The organism is Fibrobacter sp. UWR4 (genome assembly GCF_003149045.1).
In the GTDB taxonomy this organism is placed as follows: Bacteria; Fibrobacterota; Fibrobacteria; order Fibrobacterales; family Fibrobacteraceae; genus Fibrobacter.
In genome coordinates, this window is record NZ_QGDU01000005.1 from 45,968 (window position 1) to 61,530 (window position 15,563).

General features: G+C 49.2%; 8 protein-coding genes and 1 tRNA gene. 3 read left to right on the plus strand and 6 right to left on the minus strand.

The window, feature by feature from the left end; translation table 11 throughout:
• Nucleotides 1–91: 91 nt before the first annotated feature.
• The 3 genes from BGX12_RS03165 to uvrA all read right to left on the minus strand — a co-directional run bounded on the left by BGX12_RS03165 (nt 92) and on the right by uvrA (nt 8,461).
• Nucleotides 92–760: a hypothetical protein gene (locus tag BGX12_RS03165; RefSeq protein WP_109734638.1), complete on the minus strand. Its 669-nt coding sequence runs from the start codon at nt 758–760 to the stop codon at nt 92–94.
• The gene (locus BGX12_RS03170; protein WP_158278151.1) at nt 747–3,014 is read right to left on the minus strand and encodes an SUMF1/EgtB/PvdO family nonheme iron enzyme; all 2,268 of its coding nucleotides are present in this window, start codon (nt 3,012–3,014) and stop codon (nt 747–749) included. Before BGX12_RS03170 ends, BGX12_RS03165 begins: the two co-directional genes overlap by 14 nt.
• 104 nt (nt 3,015–3,118) lie before the next feature.
• The gene (uvrA, locus tag BGX12_RS03175) at nt 3,119–8,461 is read right to left on the minus strand and encodes an excinuclease ABC subunit UvrA (protein WP_109734640.1); all 5,343 of its coding nucleotides are present in this window, start codon (nt 8,459–8,461) and stop codon (nt 3,119–3,121) included.
• A gap of 59 nt (nt 8,462–8,520) precedes the next feature.
• Between uvrA and BGX12_RS03180 the strand changes: the two genes are divergently transcribed.
• From BGX12_RS03180 to BGX12_RS03190, 3 genes are all read left to right on the plus strand, one after another.
• Nucleotides 8,521–8,593 (plus strand) — tRNA-Ala (locus BGX12_RS03180).
• Between the two features lie 15 nt (nt 8,594–8,608).
• Nucleotides 8,609–9,517: a pseudouridine-5'-phosphate glycosidase gene (locus tag BGX12_RS03185; protein ID WP_109734641.1), complete on the plus strand. Its 909-nt coding sequence runs from the start codon at nt 8,609–8,611 to the stop codon at nt 9,515–9,517.
• 26 nt (nt 9,518–9,543) lie between these two features.
• Nucleotides 9,544–9,795 carry a DUF1653 domain-containing protein gene (locus BGX12_RS03190; RefSeq protein WP_109734642.1) on the plus strand — a complete coding sequence of 84 codons (252 nt, stop codon included), beginning with the start codon at nt 9,544–9,546 and terminating at the stop codon, nt 9,793–9,795.
• Here the strand turns inward: BGX12_RS03190 and BGX12_RS03195 are convergent, their stop codons facing one another.
• From BGX12_RS03195 to BGX12_RS03205, 3 genes are all read right to left on the minus strand, one after another.
• Nucleotides 9,796–12,060: an ATP-binding protein gene (locus BGX12_RS03195; RefSeq protein ID WP_158278152.1), complete on the minus strand. Its 2,265-nt coding sequence runs from the start codon at nt 12,058–12,060 to the stop codon at nt 9,796–9,798. It abuts the gene before it with no gap.
• Between the two features lie 33 nt (nt 12,061–12,093).
• Nucleotides 12,094–13,521 carry an MATE family efflux transporter gene (locus BGX12_RS03200; RefSeq protein ID WP_109734644.1) on the minus strand — a complete coding sequence of 476 codons (1,428 nt, stop codon included), beginning with the start codon at nt 13,519–13,521 and terminating at the stop codon, nt 12,094–12,096.
• 76 nt (nt 13,522–13,597) lie between these two features.
• The gene (locus BGX12_RS03205; RefSeq protein WP_158278153.1) at nt 13,598–15,472 is read right to left on the minus strand and encodes a CotH kinase family protein; all 1,875 of its coding nucleotides are present in this window, start codon (nt 15,470–15,472) and stop codon (nt 13,598–13,600) included.
• Nucleotides 15,473–15,563: the final 91 nt, after the last annotated feature.

Consider the following 15,563-nt stretch of genomic DNA (forward strand, 5'->3'; position numbering starts at 1 on the left):
GAACGACATAAGTTTCAAAACAAAGACCCGCGGACTTAAAACGATCCGCGGGTCATTATTTTTTCGTGAAGAGGGATATTCCCTACATCATCTAAGCTTTCTTTGCTGCCTTACGGGCCTTCAGCTCCACAACGATGGGTCGTATGATGGAAGCCAGGTTCATTGCCGTACCAAAGAAGATCATAAAGGTCGCAGCATAAAGCCCGATGCCAGGTTCCACCTTCAAGATTGGCACGCCAATTGCGCCGCTTACTTCGCCAAACTTAGCTAACGCGCCCCACATGGCTACCCAGGTCAACATGCCCAGTGTGATGGATCCTAGGGGAGTAAACAAAGCAAAGGCGGCGGACAGGATAATGCCAATGAGAATCACCCATAAAAAGCTCATGGGAGGAAGCTGGGGATAATCTGGGGTACGAGCCTTCAATGCAGACAGGAAACCGCTTTTTTCAAAACGTTTCAGTTCCGTAGCACCCACTTCGCTCATATCCTCTTCTAGATTAACGCCGGTCATGAGTTTGTAAAGTGTCGGTTCCATCAGGACCGTTTCCATTTTTTCCACTTGAGGAATTTCCTGGACTTTGCCATCCTGGGTGTCGACCTTTTTCGGTGTGAAATTCGCCCCTGTACAGGAAACTGTGGCAAAAGGCAATAAAAGAGCGAAGAAAATCAAAAGGTAAGGAACTGCGGTCAACTTCTTGAAGAGTCGCATTTCCTTTGATTTCTTTTCGTTCTCTCGAACCTCATTACTTTTGGACATTTGCTTCCTTCTTGACGGCGTCGCCATCAAAAACAGATATGGGGAATGCGCAACGGAAACCGATTGCGTCGGACCAGTAACGCGGATCTTCATCATCGCTTTCAGTCAGATTCAGACGAGATTCGCGATCCTTCCAGGAACCACCCTTATATACCTTATGGGAGCCCATCATGGCACCAGTAGGATTGGAGGATTCCACCCAGAAAGAGAACATGAAGTAGCTGTCACGGGTCCATTCGGCTACGTTACCGGACATATCGTAAATGCTCCATTCGTTGGGCTTACGGAGTGCCACCTGCTGAGGACCATAGCCAGGATTCTTCTTGCCCAGCTTATAGGAATTATCACGGAAGACGGCATACTTCGTCGGGTCAGGTTCTTCATCCAGATTCCAGAGAGAGCCTTCGTTATTGTCGGCACGGCCAGCAAATTCCCACTGAGCTTCTGTAGGAAGGTCGCCGCCAATCAGCTGGCAGAATGCGCGGGCATCATCCCAGTTAATGTTGTGAACCGGCTTGTTGGGATCCTGGAAGGAAGACTTGTCCTTGATCTTCTTATCCTTTTCAACACGATCCATCACGTCTCTGAAGAACTGCTGAGTCACTTCGGTGGTCTGGATTGCGAAAGGAGACATGGTAACTACACGGCCGTAATAACGGAACTTGCCGGAATCAAGGAGAGCCACCGTGCCATGTTCACGATCACGGACAATTCGAGGAGCGTTCATCTTGACTTCAGCATCGATGTCATTTGCACGCTGCAGTGCGATAGCCAGACTATCGGCAGCATCCTGAGCATCCGCAACCTGTTGAACAGTTTCCTGCTTTTCTTCTTCCTTAGGACGGTTGAGCCAAGCCTTCACTTCGTCCTGATCGCGAATATGGGCGGGCAGGACGAATTCACCCTTGTTCGCCACTTCTGCGCCATTGATCGTTACATCCAGATGATCATAACGATACTGGAAACGTCCCAACATCACCCCCTGGTTATAAATCCAGACAGGCTTGTTGTTTGCCAAAGTCAGGGAGAACTTCACATCTCCGCCATCCGTAAGTAAGCCATAGAAATCAGCAGCGGAAAGACCATCCACGGTACCGACCCATGCCACGTCGTAACGAGCCTTTTCCTGACCGAAGAAAATCTTAACCGCTACAATCGGACGATTCTGAGCCTGTTCGTCATACACAGGTTCTACACGAGCGGGAGCCACGGAACCACGAAGCGGCAAGGCTTCCAGACTATCCTTCTTTGCATGAAGGGCACGGCCAACTTCACTAGCGCCACCCAGCTTATCACTGCGCCACTGATCCTTGGCATTGCGGCGAGTCACTTCAAAGCGATTCAGGTAATCCTGGTAACGGTCATCAGCCTTACCTACGCCAAGCTTCAGGCAGTTCTGGGCAGCAGGATAAATCTTTGCGAATTCATTGGTATCCACCAAGGACACATTGCTTTCCAGTTCGCGGACAAAAGCATCATAGAGGGCTTCCACGTCTTCCAAAGTCTTAGCCTGAGCCACTTTTTCCTTGGTAATGGAAATCTTTGCAGACATGTTTGCGCCTGCGGTATCTGCCATCGGCAATTCAGGCTTGAAAGTCAGGACCTGGCCTTCCTGGAGTGAGACGGCCTCAACAAAGGGCAGACGACCAGGGGCGGAAAAGGAGAAGGCATACATGCCGGGAGCCAACGGATAAACCAGAGAGGACACCTGTCTGATGGTGGGAGTAATCGCAACCGTTTCCAAACCAGGAATCGACTGATCAATGGCAATAACACCCGGAAGCTCCGTTTCCTTCAGCTGCTGCCATTTACCATTCTTCATAAAGAACAGCTTCGGCACACGGGAGGAATAAATGTATTCCCTATCAAAATAAATGTCATTTTCATCCAGGAATGCCTTGCTATTCTGGGAGGCATAAAAACGCATGGTCACCACTTCGGAAGACTTCAGGTAATTATCCTTCAGGCTAAAGGCGTGAAGATGCTCATAAGCTTCCAGATCCGGTCTGCCCACATACCAGTTATATTCCTTGGGGCCAACCTTCTTACGGAAGTAGAAAGTATTGGTGCGAAGAGGTACCTTAGGTGTTTCAGAAAGGTTCAGGCCCTTCTTATCCATGGCAAAGCCCATATCGGACTGTAAGGCAACTCCATTCTTGAACATATTGGGAGCAATCTTGAAATTACGATCGCTATCGGCAAAGGAAATAGCCGGAACCAACAGCAAGAGAGGCAACAAACGCTTAAAAGACATAAAGTCTCCTTTTATAACCATTAGACACGTCCAAAAAGGTGTCCATTTTCTTACTTAAAAATAACATTTTTATGTAAAATTGCGAAAACATGCCAAAAAAGGGACTAATTATTAGGCCCCATTTCCAGCAAATGGCCTCCTTCGGAGCCACCCACAGGACCCAATTCCACCTTCCAGTCGGCCAGACGGATGATATCCGGATGATGTTCAATAACAATGACCGTATCCCCGCGGGCAGACAGTCTTCGCATCAAATTCCACAAAATCTGAATATCCTTCAGGTGGAGGCCGGTTGTAGGCTCATCCAGCAGGTAGACCGTTTCGGTGGCATTCTTGCGAGTCAGTTCCGCAGCCAGTTTCAGACGCTGGTTTTCACCGCCACTCATGGTTGTGACCGGCTGGCCCAATTTTACATAAGGAAGACCCACATCTCGAAGTGTTTCCAGCTTGGGTAAAATCTTAGGCTGATCCTTGAAAAATTCGCAGGCATCCACCACACGCATGTCCAATACGTCGGCAATGTTTTTACCCTTAAAGGTAACACTCAAGGTTTCCTGGTTGTACCGCTTGCCGCCACAAGCTTCGCAGGTTTCCCATACGTCCGAAAGGAAGTGCATTTCCACAGAAATGACGCCTCGTCCTTCACAAGCTTCGCAGCGCCCGCGGGCCAAGTTATAGCTGAAACGGCCATAGTCAAAGCCCTTGATCTTGGATTGTTCCAGTTTACTGAACAGTTTGCGGATATCATCAAAGACCCCTGTAAAGCTAGCCGGAGTACTGCGGGGTGTTCCAGAAATAGGGCTCTGGTCCACAAGCAGCACTTCCCCGCTCTGCTTTTTCTTGCCCCGAGCCTGGAACTTCTTTTTCAAGGCAGGATAAATTTCGTCCATGACCATGGAGCTCTTTCCTGAACCGGAGACACCGCAAACGACGCTGACCGCCCCCTTGGGGAACTTTACGGACAGATTTTTCAGGTTGTTATGGTTCAAGCCGTTAAATTCGTAGAACTCCGTAGATTCCGTAATACGGATGGGAGTCACCTCGTTGGCCACGGGGGTCTGACGAGTCAGGAATTTCACGGTCTCGCTACGAGGGAACTGCTGCAGAGCATAAGGCTTTGCCAGCAACTGGGGGGAACCTTCCGCAACCACTTCACCGCCGAAGTCACCTGCACCAGGCCCCATATCGATAATATGGTCAGCAGCTTCCATCATCTTCATATCGTGTTCCACCACCACCAGGGTATTTCCCAAGTCGCGGAGACGATAGAGGGTGTCCAGCAATTTGGCAGTATCACTTTCATGAAGGCCAACTGTGGGTTCGTCCAGAACGTAGAGCACCCCTTCCAGGCCGCTACCAATCTGTGAGGCAAGACGGATTCGCTGGGATTCGCCCCCACTCAAAGTGTCTCCCGCACGGTCAAGGCCAATATACCCGAGACCCACAGACTTCAGGAAGTCCAGTCGTCCGATAATTTCACGCAGGAGCGGTTCTGCAATGGAACGCTTGCCCTCTGCATTTTTCTCGCCAGCAAAGTCCACCCCGGCGAACCAATCCCGGGCATCGGCGATACTCATGTGATGAACATCCATGATGTTCTTGCCTGCAATGCGAACCCCGAGATATTCCGGCTTTAGACGTTCCCCATGGCAGCTGGGGCATACCTTCGGCGAATCCTTTTTACCATCCTTCAGGTAGCCAAGGCCCAGACAGGTTTCGCAGGCGCCCCAGTGCGTATTAAAGCTGAAGAGCTTGGGATTGAGAGAACTATCCATGTACCAGCCACATTCAGCGCAGCCCGGCTTTTCGCTGGCGGAAAGACGTTCGTGTCCCTCGGAATCCAGATAAAGGATACCGTTGCCATCGCGATAGGCACGTTCAAACGCTTCTACCAGACGGGCACGATTTTCCTCCTTCACCACCACCTGATCGACAATTGCAAGAAGCTGCTTTTCCCGGGTAGGAATCTTAGGCAGAGGCAAGTCCACCAGGTCCTTCCCCAGGTAAACCTTACGGTAGCCCTTTTCCGTCAGGATCTTGGACAGTTTGATGACATCCTTAATTTCAAAAGGAGCAAGGACTGTTACCATCTTGCCTTCGTCACGACTGAACGCCAACTGCATCAAATCGCCTGCGGCAAAGGAATCTACAGGCTTACCGCAATGGAGGCAATGAGGAGTTCCTGCTCGGGACCAGAAAATACGGAAGTAGTCGTAAATTTCCGTGAGGGTCGCCACCGTACTGCGAGGGCTCTTGCTTGCACTTTTTTGATCGATGGCGATAGCCGGAGCAAGACCGGAAATGGAATCGATGCTACCGCGGTCCGGGCGGCCCAGGAAGCGACGGGCGTAAGTGCTTAACGTTTCTACGAAACGGCGCTGGCCTTCGCTAAACAAGGTGTGGAACGCAAGGCTGGATTTACCGGAACCCGAAACACCTGTCACCACCGTCAATTTATGGCGGGGGATTGTCACATCAATATTTTTCAGGTTGTGCTTACGTGCGCCACGAACTTCAATATCCAGGGACGGACCTTCCGTTTCGCCAGCGGTTCCCTTGATGGACGATGCGAACGCATTGTAGCGGGCCTTATTTTCGGCAAGATGTCCCATGAGCTGACTGATGGGTTTGTTCTCCCCATGTTTCTTTGCCAATACAGGCGCCAGGTATCTACCGGTTTCAGATTTCTTACATTTGGCAATTTGTTCCGGAGTACCAGTAGCCACAATCTTACCGCCGTGAACACCGGCATCAGGGCCTAGATCCACAATCCAGTCGGCACACTTGATCACATCTAGGTTATGTTCAATGATGACAATGCTATTGCCCAAGCTGCGGAGGCGATTGAGGCAATCCATCAATTTACGGATATCTTCAAAATGCAGACCCGTTGTCGGTTCGTCCAGCAAGTACAAAGTCTTGCCGGTCCCCGGTCGACGAAGTTCCGACGCAATCTTGATACGCTGGGCTTCGCCACCGCTCAATGTGGTGGAAGGCTGGCCCAAGGTCAAGTAACCTAGACCCACTTCACAAAGCAAATTCAAGGGTTGGGCGATGCGGGGCTGATCCTTGAAAAATTCCGCAGCGTCACTGATGCTCATGTCTAGAATTTCAGAAACATTCTTGCCCTTGAAATAAACTTCCCGCGTGGCGTCGTTAAAGCGCTTGCCGTTACACACTTCGCAGGTTACCTGGACAGAAGGCAGGATATGCATGTCCACCACCTTCACACCGGCGCCTTCACAGGCATCGCAACGACCTCCCTTCACGTTAAAGCTGAAACGGCTCTTGGAGTAACCGCGAATCTTACTTTCTTCCATACCCGCAAAAAGATCACGGATGTCATCCCAAATCTTGGTATAAGTTGCAGGATTGCTTCGAGGGGTGCGGCCAATGGGCGTCTGGTCAATTTCAATGACCTTGTCTATATTTTCAAGACCTTCCAGATGGTCGAACTTTCCCACCGGTTCTTCGGAATTGAAAAAGACACGAGCCAGTTCGCGACGGAGAATCTGGTTCACCAAGGTACTCTTACCGGAACCCGAAACACCTGTCACCACCGTCAAAGCACCATCCAGAGGGATTTCCACATCGATGTTCTTCAGGTTGTTTTCGGTAGCGCCACAGACTTTCAGCTTAGGCGTATCCCTGGTAATCTTCTTACGTTCCTTTGGAATTTCAATGGCCTTACGTCCACTAAGATATGCGCCAGTCAGTGAAGCCTTGTTTTTTTCCAGTTCGTCCACAGTGCCTGCGGCAATAATGCGTCCGCCTTCCACGCCTGCGCCAGGGCCCACATCAATCACATAATCTGCATGACGCATGGTATCTTCGTCATGTTCCACCACGATAAGGCTGTTCCCTTGGGCGCGCAAGTGCTCCAGCATTTCAAGAAGTTTATCGTTATCGCGGGGATGCAAGCCAATACTCGGTTCATCCATCACGTAGAGCACACCTTGCAGGCCGGCGCCTACCGCACTTGCCAAGCGAATACGTTGAGCTTCCCCGCCACTGAGGGTGGACGCCTTTCGGGAAATGTTCAGGTAGCCAAGGCCCACTGCATTCAGGAAGCTCAGGCGTCCGCGAATTTCCTTCAGGATTTCACGACCAATATGCATTTCACGATCGCTTAAATCCAGTTTATTAAAGAACTCCACGGATTTTTCTACGGACCATTCCGTCATTTCCGTCAAGTTTACTCCATGGAACTGAACCGCATTAGCAGAGCGATTGATTCGGGTTCCCTTACATTCGGGACAGACGCCAATATTCATGTACTTTCGGAAGTGGAAAATATGCCACATGTCCCAAAGTTCCTGGATAATATCGATGACGCCACGTTCGCTTCCGCTGGGAGTGCCGTAAAGGATTGCGTGCTGCTGAGCAGGTTTAAGCTTATTCCAGGGAGTATCTAAAGTGAACTTCATTTCGCTAGCGATGGTACGCAGATTGCGCCAACCATAATCGCTAAAGATAATCGTTCCCGTATCCTTTTTCTGGACGGCAAGAGCGCCCTGCTTCAAGGACAACGTCTTGTCGGGAACGATCAAGTCCAAATCAAATTCGCAGGACTCCCCCATACCCTTACAGACAGGGCAACGGCCCTTCGGATCGTTAAAGCTAAAGAATCGCGGTTCCAATTCGGGAATGGAAATATTGCACTTGGGACAAGCGAGAAGCGTGCCCTGAAGGCGATAATCCTCACGACCTTCTCCCGTAGCTGCGGCAGATCCAAACAGGAAGGATACCAGCTTGCCATCCGTCAGTTTCAAGGCTCCTTCCAACGCTTCGCGAAGGCGGCTCATGTTTTTTCTTTCGAGGGTCAGACGGTCAATGACCGCTTCGATCGTATGCTTCTCATAACGGACAAGGGGCGGAACATCTTCAATGCGGTAGATGACTCCGTCTACGCGGGCGCGGACGAAACCGTTCTCCTTCAGTTCCGCCAATTCCTTGCGGTATTCACCCTTGCGTTCCTGTACAATGGGAGCCATCACCGTGACTTGCTTATTTTCGTCACTGGCATAAAGATTATCTACAATCTGATCCACCGTCTGAGCCTGAATCACACGACCGCAATTGGGACAATGAGGGATTCCCAGACGGGCAAACAGCAATCGGTAATGATCCAGAATTTCCACCACGGTACCTACCGTACTGCGGGGATTGCGGTTCACCGTTTTCTGGTCGATGGAAATGGTGGGAGAAATTCCGCGGACACTTTCCACATCCGGGTGCTTCATGCGGCCGATAAATTGACGGGCATAAGCGGAAAGGGATTCCACGAACCTACGCTGACCTTCCTGGAAGACCGTATCGAAGGCAAGACTGGACTTGCCCGATCCCGACACACCTGTGACCACCACGATGGAGTCGCGAGGAATGGAAAGGCTTACATTTCGGAGGTTATGCTCGTGAGCGTCGCGAATTTCAATGGACTTGGTCATGACACAAATATAGTAAACATTTGAGCATACATCAATATTACTATATTTTAGAAATCTATGGGGATATAGCTCAGTTGGTAGAGCAACTGGTTCGCAATCAGTAGGTCATGGGTTCGACTCCCACTATCTCCACTAAAGAGGAATGTTATGTTCAAGTATATCGATTTTGAACCGGACGCACGTAAGGCCCTCGAAGAAGGATCCGCCATTGTCGCCCTGGAATCGGCAGGTGCATTTGAAGGAATCCCTTATCCCGAAAATAGGGATACCATCCAGACGCTAGCCAACCACGTTCGAAACATAGGCGCCATCCCCGCCCACATCGTTATTAAGGGCGGCCGCATCAAGGTAGGGCTTTCCGACGAAGAAATTGAAGATTTTGCCAAGAGACAAGGCGAATTGATCAAGGCATCCCGCCGTGACATCCCCATGCTGATAGCCCAGAAGAAGGATGCTGTCATGACCATTGCGGCCACCATGCTGATTGCAGACCTGGTGGGCATCAAGGTTGTTGCCGGCGGCGGCATTGGCGGCGTCCATCGCGGTGCAGAAACCACCATGGACATTTCCGCCGACCTGGAAGAATTGGCTGTCAGCAACGTGGTTTGCGTCTGCTCAGGCGCCAAGTCCATCCTGGATTTGGGACTTACCATGGAATATCTGGAAACCAAGAGCATTCCCGTTATTGGTTACGGCACAGACAAGCTCCCCGCCTATATGGCCCGCGAAAGCGATTTCAACGTGGACTATCGTGCCGACGACGTGGAAACCATCGCCCGCGCTTTTGACGTCAAGATGGCTCTGAAACTGGAAGGTGGCCTGCTAGTGACCAATCCGATTCCGGAAGAATACGCCGTGAACGCAAGCGAAATGAACCGCGCTATCGACAAGGCCGTGAAGGAAGCCGTCTGGGATGACATCAAGGGCAAGAACATTACACCATTCCTGCTCCGTAGCGTCAAGGCCCAGATGGGTGCGGAAAGCGTTGAAGCCCAGAAGCATCTCCGTCTGAACAACGCAGAACTTGCAGCAAAGATTGCAAAGGCTTTGCCCTAATTCTCCAGGACTTTCGCAGGTAAGGAATGTCAGAAAAACGCGACGTAAAGATCCACGGTGTTTACCGTCATTTCAAGAACCGCTACTATATGGTGGAGGACGTGGCTCTCCATTCCGAAAGCACCGAGGAATACGTCGTGTACCGTCGCCTATATGGGGACAATTCCTTATGGATTCGCGAGAAGAACATGTTCCTTAGCGAAGTGGACCACGAGAAATATCCGGACGTAAAGCAAAAATACCGCTTTGAGCTGGTAGACGATTTTTCCGAAAAATAACTACTTAAAATATTTCAACAAAGCTGCAAACAGCTTGTCAGATTCCACAGGCTTCGAAACATGACCGTTCATGCCTGCAGCCAATGCCTTTTCCCGGTCTTCTTCAAAAGCGTCCGCTGTCAAGGCGATAATGGGTATAAGGGACAGATCCTTACGGCCAGAATTTCGGATATTACGGGCAGCCGTATAGCCATCCATCACAGGCATCTGGATATCCATCAACACCAGGTTAAAATATCCCTGCTCGCTATTTTCCAGAAGTTCGCAGGCAATACGGCCATTTTCAGCCACAACCAATTCCACACCGGATTCCGTCAGCAGATGCTTCGCGATCATCTGGTTCATGTGGTTATCTTCCGCCAACAAAATGCGCTTCCCTGCAAATTGATTCGGCTCCACATGGACATCTACAATTTCTTCAGACGGAGTTCCAGTGGAACTAGCAAGCTGATTATCTTTAGAAAGTACAAAGGATAGTTCCACCGTAAATTCCGTACCCACGTTCTGTTCGCTAACTACAGAAATACGACCACCCATCATATCCACCAGAGTTTTAGCAATGGACATGCCTAAGCCGGTTCCCGGTATGCCACTAACCGTGCTGGTCTTTTCACGTTCAAAGGGCTCGAAAATATTCTTGAGGAATTCCTGAGACATGCCGATACCGGAATCCTTCACGACGAAACAATAACTCACACGGTCCAGTTCCGTATTTTCCTGTTCCGTAATGGAAAAGTTTACCTTGCCACCTTCCGGAGTATACTTCACTGCGTTGCTTAACAGGTTTAGCAAGATTTGCTTCAGTCGCAACTTATCACAAAGGACTACACGATCCTTTGAAATGTTCATTTCCACCAGGAAATCCAACTGACGAGCAGCCACATCATCGTGAAGAATTGTATTCAGTTCTTCAATAATGACGGCAACATTTTCCGTTTTTTCCGACAGGCTTACTCGACCGCTTTCAATACGGCTCATATCCAGCACATCATTGATCAAGGCCAGCAAATGCGAGTTCGCCACAGAAATTTTATCAAGATAGTCACACACGAGCACAGTATCATCCGCATGCTTTTGAGCCAACTTGGTAAAACCGGTAATAGCATTCATGGGGGTGCGGATATCATGGCTCATATTATTCAGGAATACAGTCTTGGATTTGTTAGCAGATTCCGCCGCAACCAAAGCCTCCTGAAGTCGATTCATTTGTTCAATCTCCTTCATTTTTTCCTTATGGACTTTACGAGTGGCAAGCATTACGCCAGAAGCGGTTTCATTCTCCTCTCGCTTCACGGAAATCATGCTGATTTCAGTCCATTCCGCACTATTCGTCTTGTCATCTACAGCCGTAGAGAGAAACTGCATGGAAAGCATATTTCGGTTGGCAAGTCTCTTTCCGATAGTCTGCAAATCCGTGAATTTGTACATCGCCTCACGGAAATTATCCGCAACAAAATTTTCGCAGAAAACTTTCATCCTACGAGAGGCATGCCCACCTTTGTCGCCAAACAGGGCGTGTGCTTCCGGCAAGGAAACCAGTTCAATATAGGAATCCGCCTTCAGGTCAATATAATAAAGTGTGGTATAGATATTCCCTAATGAACGGAACATATCCATCTGGGATTCCAGTTTGTCATAGGAGTCCTGAATACGACGTCGGTTATCCTTATTTCGTTTAACTTCGAGTCTGTTGTTCGCACGGGCGGAATTCGTGATTCCCGCGACAAAAAAACCAACAATAGACCACACAATCACATTCATCACATCGGAATGAAAAATTTCGGAAGGCTTAAAATGATGTGCAACCAAAAGAAACGCCAGATCCGCCATCAACACCAGGAACACTCCGTTAATCGGTTTTAGGCAGAACAACATAGGCAGCACAATAATCATCACCACAAAAGCCAGTGCATAGGAACCAGGATCCAGTATCGTACCGATCACAATGCCCAGGGCAAACAAGGTCACATTAAAAACAAAAGTAAGAATCACAACGTATTTGGGAGCCTGATTCCTAACGAATTTAGCAAGCGAGAAAATGACCAGCTCCACAGCCGCAATGCATGCGTACGAGAATGCATTTTTATGGTACATTTCGTCAAAGAACTGGGTATAAAAGGCCAAAACGGACATGAGCAAGCACATGGATGCCGAAACCATCATCAGGATGGAGCGATTCTCCTTTTGGATCTCAGGCCACACCAGATGCCAATCCGTCTCTTTAAGATTGGCATAAAGCAAATAGTTTTTCAGTTTTTCAATCATTAACATCCTCAAACATGCAATTCAGGCAGTCGCTTACATCTTATCCAGCACATGCCTACGCCATTTGCCCCCTCGCCAGCGAAGAAGGAACAATACGGGCGCTGTTCCATACACGCAAACCACGATAATCCATGCATAATGGGCAGGCATCTTGAAAACATATGCCGCAATATACAAGGCGATCGTATTAAACCAGTTCATCAGGCCACAGGCAATCATGACCCAAACTGTATCTCCGGCTCCACGAAGGGCTCCGCAGTAAATAACCAGGAGCACTTCCACAAAAATGTAGAGTGTCGCAAATCGAAGCATGAAAATGCTGATCGGTCGAGCTGTTTCAAAAATTGCAAGCGCCTCCGCAGAAGCAGCGGCATCCGGTCTAAAAATATCCGCAAGGACGCCAGGCAGGAATATGAGAAGTACGCCTATAATCAAGGAATAGGCCCAGCCCACCTTCAAGCCTGAGTAAGTTGAACGGGTAGCCGCGGCAGCCTGCTTTGCCCCCACGTATCGTCCCACCAAACTTGTGGAAGCCACTTCCAAACCCATCAAAGGAACGTACGCCACCATATCCCAATTAAACATCACCGAAGCCGCAGTCGCTTCCACAGGCCCTAACCCATGGAACAGCAGGATCATCAACTGGAAAGCGGCCATATTCAAAAACATTTCCACACCAGAAGGCAAGCCTCGTTTTAGAAGCTCCTTCATCTGATCGAAATTCATCCTTAGATGGTGGCGGGTTTCGAAACGTCGATCATTCTTCTTACCGAAATAAACCACAAACAGCATGACCGTGGATACAATGTTTCCTATGACCGTACCATAAGCGGCACCCGCCACACCGAGGGCAGGAACAGGACCGCAACCATAAATCAAAAGATAGTTGCAGGCGATATTTACCAGCATGCCCACAAAGGCGGCCTTCATGATCACCTTGGTTTCGCCAATGCCACTAAAGAAGCAAGGCGCTGCATTACGAACAAGACTCACCACCCCACCGAACATGAGGATATTGAAATAAGTTTTCTGGTGGACCAGCTGGTCAGCCGCTACCCCCTGAATTCCAAAAATGGCATGGCCCAAGGGAATGGTCAAATAAAGAAAGGGCACGCAAAGGAGGGATAAATACACCGCCTGCATAAAGACACTGGCACATTCGCCCTTTCGTCCGGCCCCCATACGCTGAGCTACCATGGCGGTTGTATAGCTGATCATTCCCGTAAAGAAAGTAGTCAGGACCAGATTCATTCCGCCAGCACCTAAACTGGCATTCATTTCCGCAGGCCCCAACTTACTGAGGAACAGACGATCCACAAAAGTCATCAGGGTGTCAAAGGACATGGAGAGAAGCATAGGAAGCGCAACGACCAGCACATCCTTGATATCCCCATTTTTGCGAAATTTTCGCTTCCCTAAGGATTTTTCAATCTGTTGTTCCTCTACAGCACTATTGAACATTGCGTCACCGCATATTTTCTCCGGCAACGCAAAATAGCAATTTTATCAGTAATACTGTTCTAGAAAGGCGGTCTATTTACTGAAATGTCGCCCCAAAAGCAGTCGCTTCCGTAGGAACGACTACGCGGGGATTATCGGTAGAACCATCTTCCCATCCCACAAAGCCTTCTCCCTTCGCAGTAAGCACCATGGGATTTCCAGCAAAGAACTTGCCCGCATAATTGCGGCTGGGTAAGGACATGCCATCCAGAAGGATTTCCCCGTTACCCGCAACAGCGAACTCAACATTCACGTCTGCGCCCAGGCCATATTCGGCACGCCATTCGTTGCGATTTGCAGCATCACGTTCTTCAGCCCATTCCTTAATGCAACTACCGGATACCGAGAAACCCTTTCCGCAGGAATTCTTGTAATAAAGTTTTTCGCGATCAAACTTCTTCATATCTCGGGAGGATTCCGCGTCAGGAATAGTTGCAGCCATGCGATTGGTTGCTTCAGCAACCCTGCCGGCATTCACATAGGAGGAATAGATTACAGCAGCACGATTAATGAAGCTACGTACAAATTCAGGATTTGTATTCAGCTTCACAAATACGTTATGGAAGCATAGCGGATTGGATCCGTCGCCAGACTTAACGCTGCAATGTCCGTTTCCACCCTGCTTAATCCACTTGAACATATTCGTGCTCTGGGAAAAACCGCTTACGCCCCATTCCCAGTCAAAACCATGGTCAAGATCATAGGCAACAAACTTCCACTTCTGGGTTCCGGAACGCCATACACGCAAATTGTTATTGGGCCAGTCTCCATTGTGGTAATAGATTTCTGCAGCCATATATTCCATATAGCTCTGCACATTCATGCGTGCCTTAACGGCGGCATAGGCCTTATTGTTTTCACCTGTCAGGTCACTTGCAGAAATGAAATTCAGCAGATCCACGTAATCATCCGTAGTACCACCGCTGGCTTCTACAGAGCGACCTGCATGCTTGATAAAATCAACAGCTTCCGCATCGATACCGTAGTTGGTTTCCACAAAATGTTCATTTAGCTTTTCGCGCATATCGTGGATACCGTAGTAGATACCATTATAGAACACCACCACCTGGCGGGAGCGCTGGTAATCTACCTGGGTTCCTTCCAGAAGGCTTGTTGCCATGGCATCTTCCAGATAGTCACTGACAAAGCGGTTGCCGTTATTACGCAGGATAAAGCCTTTAAACTTTTTCTGATTGGGACGGGTATCAAACAGCGGATATCTGAAGTGTCCCTTCTGTAATTTCTTCTTCATGTTCAGGGACAGGGACTTCTTTTTCTGGTTACGGCTATAGCCACCCATAATGGACGCTTCCATGTCCACTTCAAAAGCCTTGACATCAGACTTGCTACCATTGGGGAAATATTCCACATGGGCAACCACAGCCGTATCAAGCCAGAAATCTGCATCAGAACAAGGATCCGGTTTACAGGGCTCCGCCTTGAGGATTTGCTTGTAATACCAAGGAGGTACCGTCACAGCAACCACCGGCATAGAAACAGTTTCACCAATGAAGTAGGTTTCCACAGACTTTGCCGCAACGGAATCACCAATGAACTCCGTACAACGGGCGACCTTGGAGGTATCGATAGTCACGGGACCTTCCACTGCGGCGGTTTCCAGCGTAGGTTCATTTCCATCAAAAGTACAGCGAACTTCTCCGCCATATTGAGGTGCAGGAATATCAACGGTAAGGGCCTCGTCATAAAAACCGGCTTCTGGCAAACCCAATTTAGGCGCAGTCTTCTTAGTTAGACCATTTTCCTTGGCACCTTCAGCTTCCCAATCCGTCACCAGGATTTCATCCTTGGCGGCATCAGCATTCTGCTGGGCTTCCTCTTCCGTAGAAGGAGGAGTCGACGGAGCAGAAGGTTTATCAGATTCTTCGGAACAGGAAGTTAAAAACGAACCCATTCCCATCAAAAAGACTCCGCACGCGATACAATTATTGCGATTAAGCCAACCAAACACTTTGTTCATCACAAACATCCTTCTCCAAAAAAAG

Coding starts and splice junctions, on each gene's coding strand:
- BGX12_RS03200 (WP_109734644.1), bottom strand. CDS start 13,521: ATGTTCAATAGTGCTGTAGAGGAACAACAGATTGAAAAATCCTTAGGG.
- BGX12_RS03190 (WP_109734642.1), top strand. CDS start 9,544: ATGTCAGAAAAACGCGACGTAAAGATCCACGGTGTTTACCGTCATTTC.
- BGX12_RS03170 (WP_158278151.1), bottom strand. CDS start 3,014: ATGTCTTTTAAGCGTTTGTTGCCTCTCTTGCTGTTGGTTCCGGCTATT.
- BGX12_RS03165 (WP_109734638.1), bottom strand. CDS start 760: ATGTCCAAAAGTAATGAGGTTCGAGAGAACGAAAAGAAATCAAAGGAA.
- BGX12_RS03185 (WP_109734641.1), top strand. CDS start 8,609: ATGTTCAAGTATATCGATTTTGAACCGGACGCACGTAAGGCCCTCGAA.
- BGX12_RS03205 (WP_158278153.1), bottom strand. CDS start 15,472: ATGGGTTCGTTTTTAACTTCCTGTTCCGAAGAATCTGATAAACCTTCT.
- uvrA (WP_109734640.1), bottom strand. CDS start 8,461: ATGACCAAGTCCATTGAAATTCGCGACGCTCACGAGCATAACCTCCGA.
- BGX12_RS03195 (WP_158278152.1), bottom strand. CDS start 12,060: ATGATTGAAAAACTGAAAAACTATTTGCTTTATGCCAATCTTAAAGAG.